Origin of the sequence: Ruegeria sp. SCSIO 43209 (assembly GCF_019904295.1) — a bacterium.
Taxonomy (GTDB): Bacteria; Pseudomonadota; Alphaproteobacteria; order Rhodobacterales; family Rhodobacteraceae; genus Ruegeria.
In genome coordinates this window covers 1,042,800-1,062,553 of record NZ_CP065359.1, presented here as the reverse complement: position 1 = coordinate 1,062,553, position 19,754 = coordinate 1,042,800, and the positions used below count along the sequence as shown (strand labels likewise).

General features: G+C 57.2%; 18 protein-coding genes. 8 read left to right on the top strand and 10 right to left on the bottom strand.

What is annotated here, in order from left to right; translation table 11 throughout:
* Window positions 1-663: 663 nt before the first annotated feature.
* The 5 genes from I5192_RS05365 to I5192_RS05345 are packed head-to-tail and all read right to left on the bottom strand — an operon-like array spanning window position 664 to window position 5,984.
* Window positions 664-1,641: a CoA ester lyase gene (locus I5192_RS05365; protein ID WP_223117914.1), complete on the bottom strand. Its 978-nt coding sequence runs from the start codon at window positions 1,639-1,641 to the stop codon at window positions 664-666.
* Window positions 1,642-1,669: 28 nt separating this feature from the next.
* Window positions 1,670-2,641: a D-glycerate dehydrogenase gene (locus I5192_RS05360; RefSeq protein WP_223118270.1), complete on the bottom strand. Its 972-nt coding sequence runs from the start codon at window positions 2,639-2,641 to the stop codon at window positions 1,670-1,672.
* Complete coding sequence (sucD, locus tag I5192_RS05355) at window positions 2,641-3,531, bottom strand: succinate--CoA ligase subunit alpha (protein ID WP_170396614.1); 891 nt, start codon at window positions 3,529-3,531, stop codon at window positions 2,641-2,643. The genes I5192_RS05360 and sucD overlap by 1 nt, the downstream gene beginning before the upstream one ends.
* On the bottom strand, window positions 3,531-4,727 hold the full coding sequence (locus tag I5192_RS05350; RefSeq protein WP_170396612.1) for a malate--CoA ligase subunit beta: 1,197 nt from the start codon (window positions 4,725-4,727) through the stop codon (window positions 3,531-3,533). The genes sucD and I5192_RS05350 overlap by 1 nt, the downstream gene beginning before the upstream one ends.
* 15 nt (window positions 4,728-4,742) lie before the next feature.
* Window positions 4,743-5,984, bottom strand: coding sequence for an alanine--glyoxylate aminotransferase family protein (locus I5192_RS05345; RefSeq protein ID WP_170396610.1), 1,242 nt, complete (start codon window positions 5,982-5,984; stop codon window positions 4,743-4,745).
* A 215-nt stretch (window positions 5,985-6,199) separates the two neighbouring features.
* Between I5192_RS05345 and I5192_RS05340 the strand changes: the two genes are divergently transcribed.
* Window positions 6,200-6,835, top strand: a complete 636-nt coding sequence (locus I5192_RS05340; protein WP_255612072.1) for a response regulator transcription factor — start codon at window positions 6,200-6,202, stop codon at window positions 6,833-6,835.
* Between the two features lie 784 nt (window positions 6,836-7,619).
* Here I5192_RS05340 and I5192_RS05335 read toward each other — a convergent pair.
* A complete protein-coding gene (locus I5192_RS05335) occupies window positions 7,620-8,297 on the bottom strand; it encodes an aspartate/glutamate racemase family protein (protein ID WP_170396608.1) in 678 nt (225 codons plus the stop codon).
* A 263-nt stretch (window positions 8,298-8,560) separates the two neighbouring features.
* On the opposite strand from I5192_RS05335, the gene I5192_RS05330 reads away from it, so the two are divergent.
* From I5192_RS05330 to I5192_RS05310, 5 genes are all read left to right on the top strand, one after another.
* The gene (locus I5192_RS05330; RefSeq protein WP_170598123.1) at window positions 8,561-8,986 is read left to right on the top strand and encodes a DUF2852 domain-containing protein; all 426 of its coding nucleotides are present in this window, start codon (window positions 8,561-8,563) and stop codon (window positions 8,984-8,986) included.
* Window positions 8,987-9,051: 65 nt separating this feature from the next.
* On the top strand, window positions 9,052-9,483 hold the full coding sequence (locus I5192_RS05325; RefSeq protein WP_170396604.1) for an RDD family protein: 432 nt from the start codon (window positions 9,052-9,054) through the stop codon (window positions 9,481-9,483).
* A gap of 74 nt (window positions 9,484-9,557) precedes the next feature.
* Complete coding sequence (locus I5192_RS05320; protein WP_170396602.1) at window positions 9,558-10,382, top strand: arginyltransferase; 825 nt, start codon at window positions 9,558-9,560, stop codon at window positions 10,380-10,382.
* 6 nt (window positions 10,383-10,388) lie between these two features.
* Window positions 10,389-10,796, top strand: a complete 408-nt coding sequence (locus I5192_RS05315; protein WP_170396600.1) for a VOC family protein — start codon at window positions 10,389-10,391, stop codon at window positions 10,794-10,796.
* Window positions 10,797-11,040: 244 nt separating this feature from the next.
* Window positions 11,041-12,399 carry a dicarboxylate/amino acid:cation symporter gene (locus tag I5192_RS05310; RefSeq protein ID WP_170422166.1) on the top strand — a complete coding sequence of 453 codons (1,359 nt, stop codon included), beginning with the start codon at window positions 11,041-11,043 and terminating at the stop codon, window positions 12,397-12,399.
* A gap of 53 nt (window positions 12,400-12,452) precedes the next feature.
* On the opposite strand, the gene I5192_RS05305 is transcribed toward I5192_RS05310, so the two are convergent.
* The 3 genes from I5192_RS05305 to I5192_RS05295 form a co-directional block, all read right to left on the bottom strand.
* On the bottom strand, window positions 12,453-14,807 hold the full coding sequence (locus I5192_RS05305) for a TRAP transporter large permease subunit (protein WP_170422169.1): 2,355 nt from the start codon (window positions 14,805-14,807) through the stop codon (window positions 12,453-12,455).
* Window positions 14,808-14,824: 17 nt separating this feature from the next.
* Window positions 14,825-15,751: a TRAP transporter small permease subunit gene (locus tag I5192_RS05300; protein ID WP_170396594.1), complete on the bottom strand. Its 927-nt coding sequence runs from the start codon at window positions 15,749-15,751 to the stop codon at window positions 14,825-14,827.
* Window positions 15,752-15,868: 117 nt separating this feature from the next.
* Window positions 15,869-16,951, bottom strand: a complete 1,083-nt coding sequence (locus I5192_RS05295) for a TRAP transporter substrate-binding protein (RefSeq protein WP_170396967.1) — start codon at window positions 16,949-16,951, stop codon at window positions 15,869-15,871.
* A gap of 246 nt (window positions 16,952-17,197) precedes the next feature.
* Here I5192_RS05295 and I5192_RS05290 point away from each other — a divergent pair, with 246 nt between their 5' ends.
* Both I5192_RS05290 and I5192_RS05285 read left to right on the top strand, forming a co-directional pair.
* The gene (locus tag I5192_RS05290; RefSeq protein WP_170646315.1) at window positions 17,198-18,631 is read left to right on the top strand and encodes a cache domain-containing protein; all 1,434 of its coding nucleotides are present in this window, start codon (window positions 17,198-17,200) and stop codon (window positions 18,629-18,631) included.
* Window positions 18,631-19,278, top strand: coding sequence for a response regulator transcription factor (locus I5192_RS05285; protein WP_170396590.1), 648 nt, complete (start codon window positions 18,631-18,633; stop codon window positions 19,276-19,278). The genes I5192_RS05290 and I5192_RS05285 overlap by 1 nt, the downstream gene beginning before the upstream one ends.
* Window positions 19,279-19,352: 74 nt before the next feature.
* On the opposite strand, the gene I5192_RS05280 is transcribed toward I5192_RS05285, so the two are convergent.
* Complete coding sequence (locus I5192_RS05280; protein WP_255612071.1) at window positions 19,353-19,739, bottom strand: VOC family protein; 387 nt, start codon at window positions 19,737-19,739, stop codon at window positions 19,353-19,355.
* Between the last annotated feature and the right edge of the window lie 15 nt (window positions 19,740-19,754).

The window sequence follows — 19,754 nt, the reverse complement described above, 5'->3', positions numbered from 1 at the left end:
TTTTGACCGAGGCTTAGGTCATCTGGCTTAATACCTATCATGCGACACTGATTGAACGTCTTGGCCCCCTGCTGTCGTCGTCAAAATTGACATGGTTCAAAACCGCGTTTGCGCCGTTGCCACTTTATAGAAGCCGGTTCTGTCGTGACGGGACCCGTTGCAATCTTTTGACCATTGACCTTGGTGGATCTGGCGCCTGTTTGGCGAAAGGTATTATCCAGTTGACGGTCTGCTATTGGTCTCCTTCAAAAGGCGGTTCAGTGCAGCGTGGTCCAAGACTACGCTCCGCTCCGACATGGTTTCTTCTGGGTCCCGGCAAGAAACACGCTAGCGCAGGTAGCGGAAAACCGCGTGGAAGATCACTTCATCAGGAAAATGTGCTCCCTTGAGTAAGATCAGTACGTACCGCTCCTGTCTGTTTTGCGAACGCCGCCAAAAGAACTACCTTGCAAGCGACAATTGGGATCGTAGATTGCGACAGAACCTATCTGGTTTGGTCCGAAAAACATCGTTTTCAGGCAAGGCTGTGAGTGTTCAGTGTAGTGTGTTGCAGACTTCAGCCATATCGAATGAATGACCACCGAAGTCTGCAGATGTTGCCTGCCCCGGACCTGCCGAGGCAAGCGCGCGCACCCCTACTTCAGTGCCCAATGCGGGCTAAAATCACGCTGCCGCAATCTGGCGAGCCTTTTCGACCATGACCTCCGCCTGGCGGATCGAGGCATAGTCGATCAGACGACCATCCAGCGACACCGCACCTTTGCCTGCGGTCTCGGCCTCGGCCATAGCAACAAGGATACGCTGCGCCTTGGTGACTTCGGCATCGCTGGGTGACATGACCTCGTTCACCAGAGCGATCTGGCTGGGATGGATGGCCCATTTGCCTTCGCAGCCCAACACCGCCGCCCTTTTGGCAGCTGCCTTATAGCCTTCAGGATCCTGGAAATCACCGAACGGACCATCAATCGGACGCAGACCGTTGGCACGGGCGGCGACAACCATACGGGCGAGCGCGTAGTGCCACATATCGCCCCAATGGGTCGCGCGCGCAGCATCGCCATCCGGGTCGGTCAGAACCGAATAGTCGGGGTTCACACCACCGATGATCGTGGTCCGCGCGCGGGTCGAGGCTGCATAGTCCGCCACACCGAAGTGCAGGCTCTCATTGCGGTTCGAGGCCGCCGCGATTTCGCTGACATTCTGCATGCCCAGAGCGGTCTCGATGATATGCTCGAACCCGATGCGTTTCTTGTAACCCATCGCGTCTTCGATCTGCGTGACCATCATATCGACGGCATAGACATCTGCCGCTGTGCCGACCTTGGGGATCATGATCAGGTCCAGCCGCGCACCGGCTTGTTCGACTACATCCACAACGTCGCGATACATGTAATGCGTATCCAGCCCGTTGATGCGCACCGACATTGTCTTGCTGCCCCAGTCGATATCGTTCAGGGCTTGAATGATGTTCTTGCGAGCCTGCTCTTTTTCATCCGGGGCTACCGCGTCTTCGAGATCTAGGAAGATCACGTCCACATCCGAGTTCGCGGCTTTTTCGAACATGCCGGGCTGGCTGCCCGGCACGGCGAGTTCGCTGCGGTTCAGGCGCGCGGGGGCCTGTTCGATGGCATAAAAGCTCATGGGTTTTGCTCCTTTGAAGAAGGGTGCGTCAGATCACGCGGTCACGGGGTGGGCGACCAGCGAAGAAGTCGCCCAGATTGTCCAGCACGCGAAAGCCCATGGCTTCGCGCGATTCTTTTGTTGCGCTGCCTAGATGCGGCAGCATCACCAAGTTGTCGCATTGCAACAGGTCAGGGTTGATGCGCGGCTCGCCGTCGAAAACATCCAGCGCAGCGCCGCCGATCGTGTCGAATATCAGCGACTGTACCAAAGCGCGCTCGTCCACTACCTCGCCGCGCGCGGTGTTGATCAGGAAGGCGTCGGGTTTCATCAGGTCCAGCCTGCGCCCGTTGATCAGGTGCCGGTTCGCGGCCCCGCCGGGGCAATGCAGCGAGACGAAATCGCAATGCGGCAACAGATCGTCCACTGTCTCGACCTGCGTGGCGTTGAATTGCTTCAGTACGTCTGGCGACACGGTGCTGCGGTTCTGTACGAGAATTTTCATGCCGAAACCGTGATGAGCGCGGCGGGCCATTTCCTGACCGATGCGGCCAAAGCCGATGATGCCCAGCGTCTTGCCGCTGACCTTGGTGCCGACCAAATGGGTCGGACGCCAGCCGGTCCAGCCGCCAGCGCGCAGCTCGCGCTCGCCCTCACCGGCGCGACGGGCGACCATCAGAAGCAGGGTCATGGCCAGATCGGCGGTGCATTCAGACAGAACATCGGGCGTGTTGGTGACCGTCATACCCAGATCACGGGCCGCCGGTTCACAGATATGACTGTACCCGACGCCGTAATTGGCCAAAATCTTGGTCTGAGCTGCGGCCACGTCCAGCGCCTCGGCGCTAAGCGTGTCGGTGACGGTGGGCAGAACCGCGTCGTATGTCTTCAACGCGTCGCGGAGTTCCGCCGGAGACATCGGAATGTCCCCGGTATTCAGCACGGCGTTGTAGTTTTCGGCCAGTTGCGCCTCGACGGCGGCAGGCCAGCGACGGGTGACAAGGACCGAAGGTTTGACCATCACGCGGCCTTTCCCATGACACGGGCGATAGTCTCGCCGATCACCGCGGGGTTTTCAGCAACCGTTACACCAGCCGCTGACAGGATTTCCACCTTCTCGCTGGCGCTTTCGCCAAAGGCCGAGATGATCGCCCCAGCATGGCCCATGGTCCGGCCCTTGGGCGCGGTCAGACCCGCGACATAGGCCACAACAGGCTTGGTGACGTGGTCACGGATATATTCTGCAGCCTCGGCTTCCTGAGGGCCGCCGATCTCGCCGATCATGGCTATGACCTCGGTGTCTTCGTCCTGTTCGAACCGCTCAAGGATATCGCGGAAGGACGAGCCGTTGATCGGATCACCGCCGATGCCGACGCTGGTCGAGACACCGATGCCGCGCTCTTTCAACTGCGCTGCGGCCTCGTAACCCAGCGTGCCCGAACGTCCGATGATGCCCACATTGCCTGGCAGGTAGATATGTCCCGGCATGATGCCCAGCAACGCCTTACCGGGGCTGATGGTACCGGCACAGTTCGGACCGGTCAGCACCATGCGCTTGTCCTTAGGATAGCGGTACATGTAGCGTTTTACGCGGATCATGTCCTGCGCGGGGATGCCGTCGGTGATGCAGACGCAATAGCGAACACCGGCATCTGCGGCCTCCATGATCGAATCCGCCGCGAACGGAGGGGGCACGAAGACAAGGCTAGCCTCGGCGCCAGTGGCCTCAACCGCCTGTTTGACGGTGTCGAATACGGGTACGCCTTCGACGGCCTCTCCGCTTTTGCCGGGAACAACGCCGCCAACGACGTTGGTGCCATATTGCACCATATCCTTGGTATGCAGGCGCGCCATGCGTCCGGTGATGCCCTGAACGATAACGCGGGTGTCGCGGTCCAGAAGAATGCTCATTACACAGCCCTCATCTTGGTGTTTTGGGACAGATCGTTGCGCCATGCACCCACAGCGCGTTCAGCGGCTTCCATAAGGGTTGTCGCGCGGATGATTGGCAGGCCCGATTTGGCCAGGATTTTCTGACCTTCCTCGACATTGGTGCCCGCCAGACGCACGATGACCGGCAGGTCGATTTCTAACTCGCGCAGCGCCTGTACTACGCCCTCGGCCACCCAGTCACAGCGGTTGATGCCTGCGAAGATATTGACCAGCACCGCCTGAACGTTGTCATCGGACAGTACCAGTCGGAACGCTTTGGCCACCCGCTCGGGCGAGGCACCGCCACCGATGTCCAGAAAGTTCGCAGGTTCACCCCCAGCCAGCTTAATGGTGTCCATCGTGGCCATGGCCAAACCGGCACCGTTCACGATACAGCCGATATTGCCGTCCAGTCCGACATAAGACAGTCCGCGATCCGCCGCGCGGCTTTCGCGCGGGTCTTCCTGACTTTTGTCTCGCAATTCAGCAACCTGCGGATGGCGAAACAGAGCATTGTCGTCAAAGCTCATCTTCGCGTCCAACGCCAGCACACGGTCGTCACCAGTGATGACCAGCGGGTTGATCTCGACCATAGTCGCGTCCAGCTCGCTGAACGCAGCATAGCAACCCTGCAGGGTACGGACCATGTGTTGAATTAGGCGAGGTTCCAGCCCCAGATTAAACGCTATTTCGCGGGCCTGAAACTCCTGCAGTCCAACGGCAGGTTCAACGATTGAGCGTACGATACTGTCGGGGCGCTCAGATGAGATTTCTTCGATCTCCATCCCACCTTCCGAAGAGGCCACGATCATCACCCGCTGACTGGACCGATCCAGCACAAAGCCCAGATAAATCTCGCGATCAATCGGTACGGCGGCCTCCACATAGACGCGGTAGATGCCTTTGCCCTCGGGGCCGGTCTGGTGCGTCACCAGCTTGCGGCCAAACATCTCGTCACAAGCCTCGTATATTTCGCTTTCCGAGTTGCACAGCTTTACACCACCGGCCTTTCCACGCCCGCCAGCATGGACTTGCGCCTTAATAACCCACTTGTCACCACCCAACTCACGCGCGCGATATGCCGCTTGCTCGGGGCTGTAGGCCAAAGCCCCCGAAGGGACCTCGACGCCGAAATTCGAAAGAAGTTCTTTCGCCTGATATTCATGGATATCCATCTGCATTCCCTCCCGTTATGCAGCGATAGATGTGCCGTAGCGACTTTCCAAAAGTGCTTCGATGGCTTCGAAATCAACCGAGCCGCCCATCTCGCGGATGGCCTGGGCGAACAGCCTGACGATGCGACTGACCGATTGGTGGGTTAGCTGGTTCAGGATGCCGATACGGACTTGAACCGGGGCGCTGAGCGTGGGCCAGATGCCAAAGCCACGGGCGCGGCAGTTCTGTACCAACTCCATCTCACGACCCGCCAGCTCCGCGGGCAGGTTCAGCACCACAAGGCTGGGCATGTCCGAGGTGACCTGGCAACCCATCGCGGTGACGGCGTCGCGCAGGACGGCCTCATGCGTGCGATAGGAATGCGCACGTTTGACCAATCCCTCCTGCAGAGTCAGGCGTAGCGATTCATGGAAGGCGGCGACCGCATAGCCCGAATGGGTACGGTGATAGGTGCCCTTTTCCACGTCTTGCCCATCAACGATGCCCCAGTGGCGTGCTTCGAAAATCGGGTTGTGGACGTATGTATAGGCGCCGGAGGTCTTCAGCGCGTCGATATAGGCGTCGGTGAAGCTGACCGGCGCATAGGTCAGCGGTAGGCAGCACAGCCCTTTTTGCGGGCACGAGGCCCATCCCGCGACACCCGGATAGTCATCGATGCGGAAATCCGCGATACCCAACGACGATACGGCATCGATCAAACCCATCACATCGTGGCGTTCACAGGCATCCGAGAAGCCACGCAGGTCGTTGACCCGACCCGACCCGGTTTCCCAATGCGCCATGAAGGCCCACTTCGGTTTGTGCGTGGCCAACACCTCTTCGACCATCTCGCCTGTGACGGGCTGGCCATGAGGAACCTCAATAACGGCGACACTCGCAGCTTGTGGGTCCAGAGGGTTGGTCGCGTGCTCTTCCGGTGTTGCAGCCTTGATCCGCAGAGTCATCGCATCGATGCCCGAGAAGGTGCCATTGGTGAAGGCCACAACCTTGTCACCCGGCATCACCGCCGAGAACATGGTGTCCAGCCCACTCCATCCGGTGCCAGCAACCGCGAAGGTATGGGTGTTGGCGGTGCCCCAGATCAGACGCAGCATGTGCTTGCATTCGATCATGCCACGCAGCACGTCGCTCTGCATGTGGTCGGCAACGCCGGCGCTGGCAAACGCCTGCAAAACACGTGCGTCGGTGTTTCCCGGTCCTGGGCCAGCGGCCAGCGTCTCGGGGATGTCGAGCGTTGGATAAATCTGAAACGTCATGTGCTCCTCCTGTGCGTCGGGTGTGTTCGATACCGCCGATCGCCTTGACCCAGAGGAAAACTGAAACTTGCGCCGGGGCACAACGTAACTTACTACAGCTTTAGCATATCTTGTTAGGTGGGTATTAACCTACCCATTTTGGTAAATATGCCAATGTATACTGAAAGCATCCCCACCAAAATGGGTAGGTTTAGATAAAATCAGACGGGAAAACAATGTCCGACACATCTCAACGCCCCATTGATGTCATGCTGGCCAACAACAACCCTTTGGTGCTGTCGGCCATGTCCGAGATCTTCGAGCGCGACCCGCGATTCTCTCTGGTGGCCACTTCAGCGACCGCCGAGGGATTTCTGGGCACAGTCATGCGGGTGCCGGTTCAGGTGGGGATCGTGTCCTGGGAACTTCCTGCTTTGGGCGCGGCAAAACTGATTGAGGTTCTGCGCGAGCAGACCAACGCGCCACGCTTTGTGGTCTATGGGGACGAGGCTGGGGACGTACCGCGTCAGGCTATGCAGGCCGGGGCCGCAGGGTTCGCGCCGCGTTCGGGCGAGGTCGAAGGCTTGCTGGAAACCTGTGTCGATGTCGCTAAGGGCAAAATGGTATTTCCCTATATCGACGTGCGCAAAATGCATCAAAACCCGTTGCAGACTCTGTCGCGCAAGGAACTCGCTATCCTTGAGGCACTGGCGCAGGGCATGTCCAACAAGGAATTGTCGAAAGAGCTGCAGATTTCGACCAACACGGTAAAGTTCCATCTGTCGAACATATACGACAAGCTGTCGATCAAGAACCGCGCGCAGGCGATTGCCTTCTATTACGCTTCAAAACTGGACAACGGAAACTCGTGAACTGCGAAACCTCGTGACGTCCGTTGCTAAGGTTTAGATTGCTAAGCGGCTGGTTCAGCGAATTGATGAAACGGACAGATTCCGGGTGTGATTTGACCTTTGCGGATCATGTGCGTCACTTACCTTTCGTCGAGCGTTACCCCCGCTGATTTGAGCGCGCTGATCCAGCCGATCAGAAGTTGAGCGTATGAATGACATTTGGGCCATGGACATCGCGTCGGACCGGCTGGCGTAGATCAGGGGCAAACCAGCGGGCTATGCCTACTTTGAGGCGTTGTTGCTGTGCACTGAATTTCTGGACGCAGATATACGCTGATGCTCTAGCCCAGATTTTGTGCCCGTAATTCTAGGATATACACGGGACACCAAATCGCTATTGGGCCGCCCAAGGGCAGCGATTCAGTTGGGGGACCCGAACCTGATCGCAACCCTCGTTGCCTTCGTTCTGTAGTAAACTCGGTTCGAACACGGCTTCGAACTCAGAGCCTTTCACCCTGACTTGACTGGTCGAAAAAGAGCTTTGCCATAGTCTTTGCGACCCGACCACCGTGAGCGGATACATCAACGGGCAGTAATAATCGCCTTCGGTTGTCTTTCGAGCATTCTTTCCCGATGTTGCGCTAAATATTTCAATCATGCGCCCTGCGCATTGCCTGCCATCCGCCGCGGCAAATGATCTTGTGCATCAACTAATTTCAACGATTGAACGCATCAATTAACAATTTTGATAAGCAACATACCATTGCTACCACTCGACCTCTGACGCAACTAGTAAAAAAACCGGCTAGGAATAAGAACAAAGCTTTGACGTCGTCAATCTGGATTTGACAAGGGCTTCGGCAAAAGTGACGGCACATGCAACGTCATCTACCACCGGCAGGCCGAACTCTTCGGACAGTTGTGACATCAGATCTGTCATGCCAGCGCAGCCCAGAACAATCGCTTCCGCTCGGTCTTCTTCGATTGCGGCGCGTATCTCTGCCCGTATTATATCGATGGTCTTGGGGTCGTTTTCCTCCAGCTTCAAAACCGGCACATCCGAAGCCCGAACCCTGACACATCTGCGATCTAAGCCGTATCGCAACAAGTTTGCCTCTAGCCCTGCTAGAGATCGGGACAAAGTGGTGATGACGCTAAATTTTGGACTGATCATGGAAGCCGCGTGGTAGGCCGCCTCCCCAACGCCGATGACTGGCGCCGAAGTGACGCAGCGCACGGCGTCGACTCCGGTATCATCGAAACAAGCAACAACAATTGCGTCCGCATCAGCATGTGCCTTCACGACCTCCAGAAGACCGGGAACACAGGTAGAGACCTCCAGATAGCCCTGAATGCTGGCGGGGCCTTCTTGCGAATTGGCGGCAATGATCGTGGTTTCGGAATGCGCAGCGGCCCGTGCAGCTTCTTTGATCTTTCGCGTCATGGAGGCGGTGGTGTTGGGATTTACAACAAGCAGTTTCACAGCGTCCTCACACTTCTCCGCCCAGATAGGCGGCTTTGATCCGGGGACCAGTGAGCGAAGAAACCAGAAAACGACTTGCTGCAATTATCCATGTCGAAATTTGAATAAAACCATGGCGCGCTTCACCCCGCTGATTGATCCGCCCGGTCAGACGCTGGATTCCGAAAAATGTAAATCTTTTTCACATACCCCCTTGCAACCACCTATCCCCCCTCCCATCTTGGTAATGTGAAAAGCATTTACATCCTAACTGGAGAGAGCACATGACCGCATTGTCCGACCACGCCGTTCCCCAAAATCCGGGATGGCTGCACCGAAGCGAAGCCTGGCTTGATAGCAAGGGAAAAGGCGCCTGGATCGCCGCAATGGTCCTTGGCTTTATCTTCTTCTGGCCCATCGGCCTGGCCTTTCTTGCCTATATGATCTGGAGCAAACGCATGTTTAGCAAATCCTGCAGCCGCCGTTCGTCGTGGAACAGCCACATGAGCGCCATGAAACCTTCGGGCAACAGCGCGTTTGACGCCTACAAGGCCGACACTCTGGCCCGGTTGGAGCGCGAACAGAAAGACTTTGAGGCCTTCTTGCACCGCCTGCGCGAAGCCAAGGACAAGGCCGAATTCGACGAGTTCATGGATGAACGCGCCCGCGACAACCGTGACGACAGCGAAAATGGCGAACAAACTGCCTGATCGCAACTTGCCCTGTCCCGGCCATCGGGACAGGGTGTTACCGTACAAGACCCGGACCACAGTATATGTCTCATCTGCCTGACCCTGACAGCCAACCCGAATTCTATCAGTCCGTAGCGACCAAGCGCTTTTTTGCGTGGCTGTTCGATATCGCCTTTATCTCATTGCTCTGCACGGTTGCGATCCTGCTGACCTTTGGCATGGGCTTCTTCATTCTGGCGCTGATCTACGCCGTCATCAGCTTTGTCTATCGCGTCGTCACCATCGCCAACGGCTCGGCCACACTGGGGATGCGGTTCATGGGGATCGAGCTGCGTGACGCGTTTGGCGCCCGGATGGATACGGGCAAAGCCATTGCACATACGGCAGGTTACTTTGTCAGCATGGCGATCCCGGTACTACAGATCATTTCGGTCATCATGATGATGACCAGCGCCCGCTGTCAGGGCCTGACCGATGCCTTCCTCGGCACCGTGATGATCAACCAGCGCGCCTAAAAACACCTGAGTGAAACACTTGGCTGCGCCAAAAACCGTTGCTATCATCGGTTCCGAGGAAATGCGGGACCTTCATGCGACACACGCTGCCAATTGCGCCACAATTCTATGTGACGGCACCCCAGCCCTGCCCTTACCTTGAGGGCAGGATGGAGCGCAAACTGTTCACCGCCCTACAGGGGGAAGGTGCGGATCAATTGAACAATTGCCTTTCGCAACAAGGATTTCGCCGCTCGCAGAACGTTCTGTATCGCCCGTCCTGCACCGACTGCGCCGCCTGTCTGTCTGCCCGTATCGATGTGTCAGCCTTTCAGCCAAGCAAAAGCCAAAAACGGGCCCACAAGCGCAATTCCTACTTGATCCGACGTGCAACATCGCCCTGGGCAACGGATGAGCAGTTCGACCTGTTCCGTCGGTATCTGGACGCGCGCCATGCGGATGGCGGCATGGCCGATATGGATGTCTTCGAATTCGCCGCGATGATCGAGGAAACCCCGATCCGCAGCCGAGTCGTAGAATATGCCGATCCCGAAACCGGCGAGCTGATCGCCGTCAGTTTGACCGATGTACTGGATGACGGGCTGAGCATGGTTTACTCATTCTACGATCCAGAGTTCCAGCAAAGCTCGCTGGGCACTTACATGATTCTCGACCATATCGAGATCGCGCGCGAGGCTGGGTTGCCCTATATTTATCTGGGCTATTGGGTGCCCGGCAGCCCCAAGATGGGGTACAAGGCCAAATTCGCGGGCTTGCAGGTCTATATGCAGGGTGAATGGCAGCGAATTAAGAATCCCGAGCAGTGTGACCATACGGCCCACCACCCCCTATCGTCGGCCCCGATTGCCGAGCAGGTGGCCAACATCCAACTGCCTGACCGCCACCCCACCAAAGGTTAATCTATCATGCGTCAGAGCCTTCATGCGGTGACGCTGGTCGTCCCGGATTATGACGCAGCGATCGCGTTCTACACCAAAGTGCTGTGCTTTACTCTGACGCAGGATATTGATCTGGGCGATGGTAAACGCTGGGTGCGGATCACGCCTCCGGGCTCGGATGGTGCTTCGTTGTTGCTGGCCAAGGCGGTGGGCGCGGAACAGATCGCATCGGTCGGCAATCAAACCGGTGGGCGCGTTGGCTTTTTCCTCGAAACAGATGATTTCTACCGCGATCACGCGGCGATGCTGGAAGCAGGCGTAGGATTTGAAGAGCGCCCGCGCCATGAACCCTATGGAATTGTCGCCGTCTGGCGGGATCCTTTCGGAAATCGTTGGGATTTGATCGAATTTTCAGCACCTGTATCGACAAAATAAATACTTTTTTTTCATCGCTTTAAACTACCTTCCGCCATGCTGCGCCCAATTGTTAAGCAATCTTAATCGACCTTCCCCCGCCCGTGCGATTGAAAGTTGACGCAAGGTCACCAAATTAGCCGCACTTCTAAACGTCCAGCCCAAACCTGAAACCCGCAGCTCAATCAGACGCTGACCGGGCTGGCTTTATTGTCGCTACGGCAGGCCTCCCACCCTGTCGCAGAAGTTCTGAAGGAGGGGGAAAATGACATATGCCGCACGCCGACTGGTTTCGGCCACGCTGACGACCCAAATTCTGGTCGCGCTCGCCTTGGGCTCGATCTTTGGTCTGGTCTTGAACTATCTCGATATCGCTGCGCTCAACGCAACACTTGTGCAGGGTGTGCTGTCCATGTTTGGGCAAATGTTCCTTAATGCACTTCAGATGCTTGTTGTGCCGCTGGTTGTATTCTCACTGCTGTGCGGCGTTGTCGGCATTGGCGATGTCAAATTGCTGGGCCGTGTCGGAGGGCTGACCTTCGTTACCTATCTGGCCACCACCGCCTTGGCCGTGACAACTGCCTTGATTTTTGCGGGCCTCATTGGGCCGGGTACCGGATTCACGAGCCTGCATCTGGCCGGTGATAGCGTAAGCGTCGCCAACCCGCAGACCACTTGGGAAATACTGGCGAACATCATCCCAAAGAACCCGATCAACGCTCTGGCCAATGGTGAGATGCTGCAGATCATCTTCTACGTGATGGTCGTTGGTATTGCAGTGCTAATGATGGGCAGCCGCGCCAAGGCCTTTGTGGAAGGATGCGAGTTCATGAATGAACTGGCGATGAAGATCGTCAATATCGTCATGGCCTTCGCCCCCATCGGCGTCTTCAGCCTGATTGCCAAAACCTTTGCGATGGAGGGCTTTGGCCTATTCGGACCGGTGATCGGCTATCTGACCACGATCAGCCTGACGCTGGTATTCCATCTGTGTGTCACGTTGATGGCGCTGCTGTATTTTACGACCGGGCTGAGCCCTCGGGCATTCCTGCGCAAGATGCGCTCGGCGCAGGTGTTTGCGTTCTCGACCTCAAGCTCGAACGCGACAATTCCGGCCAGCTTACAATGCGTGACTCAGAGAGTCGGCGTTGACCGTTCCGTGGCGTCGTTCGGTATTCCCCTAGGGGCGACGATCAACATGGATGGCACCGCAATTATGCATGGTGTGGCAACGGTATTCCTGGCCAACGCCTATGGCATTGATCTGGGGCTGAGCGGATACCTGACCGTGATCTCGATCTCGGTTCTGGCTTCGATCGGCACCGCAGGTGTGCCGGGCGTGGGGATAGTGATGCTTGCGATGGTTCTGAACCAGTTGGGTATGCCGCTGGAAGGCATCGGCATCATTCTTGCCGTGGACCGGATCCTCGACATGATGCGGACGGTTGTGAATGTCACCGGCGATGCTGTTGTCACCACTATCGTCGGGCAAAAGGTCGGCAAGCTGGACAAGGCCACGTTCGACAATCCCAATGCCGGACTTGTCGAGACCACAGACCTTGCAATCGATCATGCCACTGAAGCGGAGTTTGAAAGGCTGACACACCCACAGCCGAATTCCTGAAAAACAAACGGAGGCCCTAATGGGCCTCCGTATTCGTCAGTCTATGCGACAGATCAGTTCGGGATCAGGTCAGGAACGATGGTTACAATCGACGGGAAGAACCACAGGATTGCGATGCCCACAACCTGAATGATCACGAACGGTATGATGCCGCGATAGATGTGGCCAGTGGTGACCTCTTTCGGCGCAACACCCCTGAGATAGAACAGCGCAAATCCGAACGGAGGCGTCAGGAACGAGGTCTGCAGGTTCACCGCCACCATGATGGTCACCCATTTCGGATCAAACGATCCGCCATAGATCACGGGGCCCACGATCGGGATCACAATGTAGATGATCTCAAGGAAATCCAGCACAAAGCCAAGAATGAACAGCACCAGCATCACGATCAGGAAGACCGTGAATTCATTATCAAAGCTGCGCAGGAACTGCTGGATATAGTGCTCTCCACCAAAGGAAATCACCACCAGGTTCAGCAGTTGCGATCCGATCAGGATGGTGAAGACCATCGACGTCACCTTCGCTGTCTCACGCACCACCGGTGTCAGAACCCCGCTTGAGAACAGCACCCAGCAGCCGTAGATCAAGCCGAACAGCGCATAGAGGTAGGCCGAATAGGCGATGATGAACGCGATCCAGCTTTCAACCGAAACATTGCCCTGATTGATGCGCAGATCGAAGTTCACCCCCATCACCAGTGCGATGATCACTGCGAAGGTTGACCAGATGATCACTTTGCCCGACCGGTTCTGATCCTGAAGTTTCCGATAGGCCGCTAGCATGATCGCTCCACCCGCCCCCAGTGCCGCAGCCGGCGTAGGGTTGGTGACACCGCCAAGGATCGAACCCAACACCGCGATGATCAGCACCAGCGGTGGGAAGACCACACGGATCAGATCATTGGTCGCGCAACGGGCGGCAGCTTCTTTGCACCCATGCATTGCGAGCGCAAAAGGTATGGCGAGTATCAGGAACGTAGCCCCGGACGAAGTCGTTGGCGCGATCAGCAACACGTCGACCAACAGCATCAGCACCAGGCCAATCGCTCCGACGATCAGAGGCTGCGGCGCTTGCGACGGTGCGATTCCGCGACCCAGTACCAGTGTCAGACCCAGCAGTACCACAATCACGGCGACACCGTTGCCAATTGGCGCTGCAGCGGCGATCTTGGCCTCTTGCGCAGCAGCCAGTTCCTCTTCGCTCAGACGCTGGGCTTCGGACGAACCACCTGCTTCGTCAATCGCTTCCTGCTCGGCCACGGCCTGGTCCCAGGCTGATTGCCCATGCAGTTCGATCATCGAAGCCTTACACTCTTCGGACACGTTCGTGCGCAGCGAGGCGCCCTGCCCGATATCCGTAAATGCCGAGACTGAGATATTCTGGCTGCCAATCACTCCCGCGCTTCCCAAAAGCACCGCGCCAACAATCAGAGCAACCGGAGCACCCAGCAGCCAGGTCAGCCCTTCCGAGCGCGTGATGGTTTCACCCGAGCCTCCCGACAATTCAACAGCCGGGGCCTTTTCCGGGTTCAACAGCGCATATCCAAAGGCATAAAGCGCGTAGAGCAGCGCCAACATGATCCCAGGCAACAGCGCCGCCTGGAACAATGTGCCTACCGAAACAACCGCTGGTTCACCCAGATAGGTCAGCGCATCGGTGCACCCGGCTTCAACCGCGCGCGTTTCCTGCGCGGTCGAATAGAGGTCACCAGCCAGTGTACCCAGCAGAACGATCACGATGGAGGGTGGAATGATCTGCCCCAACGTACCCGAGGCCGCGATCACACCTGTCGCCAATTCCGGCGAATAGTTGTTCCGCAGCATGGTCGGCAGGGCCAACAGTCCCATGGTAACAACGGTCGCGCCGACGATACCGGTCGAGGCAGCAAGGAACGCGCCCACGACCACAATCGAGACCGCAAGGCCACCGGGCAGCGGGCCAAAGACGCGCGCCATCGTAGTCAGCAGGTCGTTTGCAATTTTTGAACGCTCCAGCGTGATGCCCATCAGAACGAACATCAGCACCGCCAGCAGCGTCTCGATCGACTGCCCGGCCAGAACACGTTCGTTCATGCGGTTCACGATGAAGGAAACATTCCGGTCCAGCGCGGTTTCCCAGCCTTGTACAAAGACCGGCTCGGCGATCCTTGGCAAATCCGGGTATCGGAACACGGATATCACGTCAGGTTTGACGCCAGAATTCACCACGTCGCGGTAGGCTTGCGAGCCGGTGTCGATCGCCTGGTGGATCAACAGGCCGGCACTATCCAATGCAGCGATAATCCCGAACGAAATCACCCCGGCCCCACCGATGGCAAAGGCCACGGGGAAACCCGAAAGAATGCCTCCGAAGAGGCAGAAAAATACGATAATGAGGCCTATCTCGACGCCATCAAGTCCGAATAGCATTGTCTGGTTCTCCGTCCCTAATGCGCGCCTTCGTAGGCTTCTTCACCCTCGCCAAGGCTGTCCTTGTCGAGGTATTTTCCTTCACTTTCCGGCCCTTCCACGTATTCCAGATACGAGCGATACAGGAACGCAATCGCGTGCAGGAACACCATGGCGGCAAAGGCCACCAGCAGGATTTTGAACAGGAAGTAGGCGTTGAACCCGTTGGGACTAAACCCGATGGTTTCCACGTTCCAACGCAGCGCTCGGGACTTGGCCACAAGCCTATCCAGCGTGTCACTGGCCGAGGGTTTCGGCACGATCAAGTGCCGCCACATGAAGTACCATCCATACATCCAGGTCAGAACGGCCATGGGCATCATGAACAGAACCGCCCCGCACATATCAACGACGCGTTTGGCCTTGTGACTGATGCCCGCATAAATCAGGTCAACGCGCACATGGCCGCCCTGCACGAATGTGTAGGTGCAGCAAAGGCACACAACCATGGCGTTGTAGAGTTTAAGTTCTTCGGCGAACCAACTGATATCCATTTGAAAAGGGATACCCAGCCCAAAGGACATATCCGGCCGTGTGAACACCCGCTGCATGAATACGATAACGATCTGCTGAATTACCATCAGCAATCCCGCCCACGCAAAGAAGCGGCCAGTGGTATTGGCGAAGCCCTCGAGCCCGCGCACCATTCCCCACATGAAGTTCCGATAGTAAAGACCAATGGCCGTCAGCACCAGAAACAGCGCGAAGATCACGAAGAAGAACTCGACAGACCCGCCATAATAAACAAAGCGCATGATTGCTTCTTTGTTCGACCAGTCCAGCCAGAGCTGCGGATGCGTGATGGCGTATCCGAAATTATAGAAGGCTTCGGCAATGTTCTGAATGAACCAGACCAGTCCATTCCACAGGGCGCCGAAGAACGAGATACCGTTTTCGTCCTGCATGTTGTCCCCAGGTCGCATCGGTTGCACGTTTGGTTATGACGGCATGTCCGGGCCGCTTATGTGCAACAGGAAAGGCTCCCCCGATGACGGGGGAACCGATTGCATTGAGCGGATTGCTTAGCCGCGTACGCGGTCACGCTGCGAGGTGTAGACACCCGACGACAGGTTGTTCCATGCCGACGATGCTGCCATCGACTCCATAGCGCTGTCGTGAATGCGCTTGAACAGCTCATCACCCATGTTTTCGTCCAGAACTTCTTGGCTGGCTGCGCCAAACGCGTCCCAAACGCTGTCCGGGAATTCCATGACCTTGACACCACCGGCCTGCAGACGCTGCAGCGCTGCACCGTTGTTGGCCAGGAATTGTGCCAGGTTCCACTGGTGGCACTCGGCAGCTGCGATCTCGATGATCTTCTGCTGCGCGGCGGACAGGCTGTCATAAACCTCGCGGTTGGTGGCCAGCGACAGACCCGCACCCGGCTCATGGAAGCCCGCAGTGTAGTAGGTTTTGGTGATTTCCTGGAAACCCGCTTTTTCGTCAGCCCAGGGACCGATCCACTCGGTTCCGTCAATCGCACCGGACGACAACGCCTGATACACTTCCGAACCCGGAATGTTCTGAACGGATGCGCCCAGTTTGCCCAGCGCCTTGCCACCCAGACCCGGCATGCGGAATTTCAGGCCGTTAAAGTCTTCGGGGCTGTTGATCTCTTTCGAGTACCAGCCACCTGCCTGCGCGCCAGTGTTACCGGCCAGGAAGGATTTCAGGCCGAAGATTTCGCCCAGTTCATCATGCAGCTCCATGCCGCCGGCATGGTAGTACCAGTTCACCAGTTCCTGTGCGGTCATGCCGAACGGAACAGCGGTGAAGAATGCATAGCCCGGGTGCTGACCCACAAAGTAGTAGTCTGCCGCGTGGTACATATCGGCCTGACCGGACGATACCGCGTCAAACACCTCAAAGGCACCAACCAGTTCACCGGCGGCTTTGATTTCAACGTTCAGGTCGCCATCCGACATTGTGGTAATGCTGTCGGCGCAACGCTGCGCGCTGTCGAACACACCTGCGAGGCCACGGCCCCACGAGGTGACCATAGTCAGCGTGCGCTTGCCTTGCGCATAGGCGGGCGCTGCCAGCGTGGTGGCTGCAGCGGCCGAGCCGCCCAGTGCTGATGTTTTCAGAAACTTACGACGATCCATATGAGTGATCCTCCCCTTCATATTCATTCCCCGGGTGATGCCGGGTCGATCGTTTCTAGTGCGCGTTAGCCTAGTTCCACACACATGAATGTGAATACCTACTACTACGTAGCCAGTCGGGTTTTTCCACATTCAAAAGCACAAATCCGGTTGATTTTACCCGCTCACGCCCAAATCACTGTGGCCGAGCACTGTGTTCTTCCAAATTTTTTGCAATTTCCCGGCAGCTTGCGTATCGATTCGAACATGGGAGGAATCCGGAACCTAATCTCGCTAACCTATGCGCAAAAACTGTCGCTGGTTGCCGCAATCCCGCTGATCGCAGCGGTTGCGGCCATTGCAATGGTGGTCGCTTATGAATCGCGCGCGACCGCCGAGAGTGAGATACAGGCGCTCGAGCGCCGCCTGATCGAAGCCAAAAAAGAAGAGCTGCGTAATTACGTGACCCAGGCGCGGAACGGGTTTGCCTATATTTACGGTCGCGCCTCCCCGGATGACGAAATCGCAAAAAACCTCGTGACCCAGATTCTGTCGGCGATGATTTACGGCAAGGACGGGTTCTTCTTTGTCTATGACTATGACGGCAACAACCTCGTCAGCCCGCGCCAGACTGAATTCATCAATCGCAACTGGGCCGATCTGACCGACAGCGATGGCACCCCGATTGTGGATGAGTTCATCACGCTCGCCCGACAGGGCGCAGGCTGGCACAGCTTTATGTGGCAAAAACCATCGACCGGTGAAGAGGCTCAGATGATCGCCTATGTTGTTGGCCTGCAGGACTGGCGCTGGGTGGTGGGCACGGGTGTGTTCATCGATGACATCGTCGCCACCGTCGCCAATGCCCGTGCTGAGGTTGAGGCGCGCGTGCAGCGCACATTCCTTTATATCGGAGGCATTGTTCTGGCCGCTGTTCTGATCGTCTTTGCCTCGGGCATGTTGCTGAACTTCCGCGAACGGCGGCTGGCTGATGCCAAGCTTAAGGAACTGACACAGCGGGTATTGGACGCTCAGGAAGAAGAGCGCGGGCGCGTCGCCCGCGAATTGCATGACGGCATCAGCCAGATTCTGGTTGGCGTACGCTATGCACTGGACAACGCCCGACGACGTCTGATCCGCGGGGACGACGTGTCGGCGCAGGAACCATTGCAAACAGGTATCGACAATCTGGCAACCGCCATCACCGAGGTTCGCCGCATCAGCCGCGACCTGCGTCCGGGTGTTCTGGATGATCTGGGGCTTGGGCCAGCGCTCAAGGCTTTGACCGACGATTTCAGTGAACGCACGGGTATTGAAACCGATTTCTCAACCGTGGTGTTCCGAAACCGATTGGATCAAGACAGCAAGATTGCCCTCTACCGTATTGCGCAGGAAGCCCTGACCAATATCGAGCGCCACTCGGGAGCAACCCGTGTTACCATTGACCTGCGGGGTCATAAGAAAGGCGCCACGATGCGGATTACGGACAATGGTCGCGGGTTACGGAACGAACCAGGCCATGTCAGCACCGGAATCGGGCTACGCAACATGCAGGAACGGATCGAACAGCTTGACGGCACTCTACGCATCCTCTCATCGCGCGGCGGGCGCAGCGGCACCGTGATTGAGGTCAGCTTGCCGCTCAGTCATATGCTGCCACCACAGGAAGACCCAACGCCAAAACGAAAGGCCGGTATCTGATGTCCGACTCAATCATCCGGGTCCTTATTGTCGACGATCACCCCATGGTCGCCGAAGGCATTCAGTCTCTGCTGGAAAGCTATGATGAGATCGAAGTTGTCGGCACACTTTCCAACGGACAAGAAGCTGTCGATCGAGCAACCCACCTGCAGCCGGACGTGATCCTGATGGATCTCAATATGCCCGGCCTGAGCGGGTTGAACGCCACCGAGATCATTTTAGAGCGCCTGCCCAAAACCCGCGTTCTGATCCTGTCGATGCATGACAGTCCCGAATACATCTCAACCGCGCTCAGCCACGGCGCCAAAGGCTATATCCTCAAGGACGTTCCCACCGAAGAGATCAAGCAAGCCATCGATGCCGTGATGCGGGGCGAGCGGTATCTTTGTACCGGGGCCAGCGGCTCGCTGGAGCCCAAGGACGGCAACACGCGCGAGGCGCTGACCGGCCGGGAACAGACAATCCTGCTGGAATTGGCGCAGGGTAAATCCAACAAAGAGGTGGCACTGGCGCTGGACATTTCGGTGCGCACGGTTGAGACGCATCGCAAGAACATCAAGCGCAAACTTGGCATCTCCTCCACCGCCGGCTTGACCCGCTATGCCCTGGAGCATGGCGTCCTGCAGGGCACCAGCCCCGGGCTATGACCGCAGCGCGAAACGCGCTGCCCGGTCCAACCGAAGGAGATGTGCCAACGGCACATTGAAGTCGGGCGGGAGCACTACCCGCTGCCGCGTTCACTGATATCTTCACCAAAGAACACCAAAGTCCCGTCTTCATCGAGGACATGAAATTCGCGCTGCTGATAGGGCTGATCGAATGGCGGGCGCACCCGCCCTTCAGGCAGTTCCTCCAACCCGGGGCGCAGGCTTTCGAACAGGCTGTCGATTCCTTTGACGTCAACATAGAACGACTGCTCATCCCCCAATGCGCGCCCATCCTGACGCGGTGGACATTCCAATAATCGGATCGCCACAGGATCACGGCGCAAAAAGGCATAATTGTCCTGCCTGAATGTGCAGGAAAACCCAAGCCGCTGAGTGTAGAACTCAATCTGCGCGTCCAAAGAAGAACAAAGGACAAATGGTGTAAGTTGTAATATCTGCATCAAAACAGCCCTCTT

What these genes read in the sequence shown, in the direction of transcription:
- I5192_RS05365 (WP_223117914.1), bottom strand. Translation starts at nt 1,641, where the DNA reads ATGAGCTTTTATGCCATCGAACAGGCCCCCGCGCGCCTGAACCGCAGC.
- I5192_RS05360 (WP_223118270.1), bottom strand. Translation starts at nt 2,641, where the DNA reads ATGGTCAAACCTTCGGTCCTTGTCACCCGTCGCTGGCCTGCCGCCGTC.
- sucD (WP_170396614.1), bottom strand. Translation starts at nt 3,531, where the DNA reads ATGAGCATTCTTCTGGACCGCGACACCCGCGTTATCGTTCAGGGCATC.
- I5192_RS05350 (WP_170396612.1), bottom strand. Translation starts at nt 4,727, where the DNA reads ATGGATATCCATGAATATCAGGCGAAAGAACTTCTTTCGAATTTCGGC.
- I5192_RS05345 (WP_170396610.1), bottom strand. Translation starts at nt 5,984, where the DNA reads ATGACGTTTCAGATTTATCCAACGCTCGACATCCCCGAGACGCTGGCC.
- I5192_RS05340 (WP_255612072.1), top strand. Translation starts at nt 6,200, where the DNA reads ATGTCCGACACATCTCAACGCCCCATTGATGTCATGCTGGCCAACAAC.
- I5192_RS05330 (WP_170598123.1), top strand. Translation starts at nt 8,561, where the DNA reads ATGACCGCATTGTCCGACCACGCCGTTCCCCAAAATCCGGGATGGCTG.
- I5192_RS05325 (WP_170396604.1), top strand. Translation starts at nt 9,052, where the DNA reads ATGTCTCATCTGCCTGACCCTGACAGCCAACCCGAATTCTATCAGTCC.
- I5192_RS05320 (WP_170396602.1), top strand. Translation starts at nt 9,558, where the DNA reads ATGCGACACACGCTGCCAATTGCGCCACAATTCTATGTGACGGCACCC.
- I5192_RS05315 (WP_170396600.1), top strand. Translation starts at nt 10,389, where the DNA reads ATGCGTCAGAGCCTTCATGCGGTGACGCTGGTCGTCCCGGATTATGAC.
- I5192_RS05310 (WP_170422166.1), top strand. Translation starts at nt 11,041, where the DNA reads ATGACATATGCCGCACGCCGACTGGTTTCGGCCACGCTGACGACCCAA.
- I5192_RS05305 (WP_170422169.1), bottom strand. Translation starts at nt 14,807, where the DNA reads ATGCTATTCGGACTTGATGGCGTCGAGATAGGCCTCATTATCGTATTT.
- I5192_RS05300 (WP_170396594.1), bottom strand. Translation starts at nt 15,751, where the DNA reads ATGCAGGACGAAAACGGTATCTCGTTCTTCGGCGCCCTGTGGAATGGA.
- I5192_RS05295 (WP_170396967.1), bottom strand. Translation starts at nt 16,951, where the DNA reads ATGGATCGTCGTAAGTTTCTGAAAACATCAGCACTGGGCGGCTCGGCC.
- I5192_RS05290 (WP_170646315.1), top strand. Translation starts at nt 17,198, where the DNA reads ATGGGAGGAATCCGGAACCTAATCTCGCTAACCTATGCGCAAAAACTG.
- I5192_RS05285 (WP_170396590.1), top strand. Translation starts at nt 18,631, where the DNA reads ATGTCCGACTCAATCATCCGGGTCCTTATTGTCGACGATCACCCCATG.
- I5192_RS05280 (WP_255612071.1), bottom strand. Translation starts at nt 19,739, where the DNA reads ATGCAGATATTACAACTTACACCATTTGTCCTTTGTTCTTCTTTGGAC.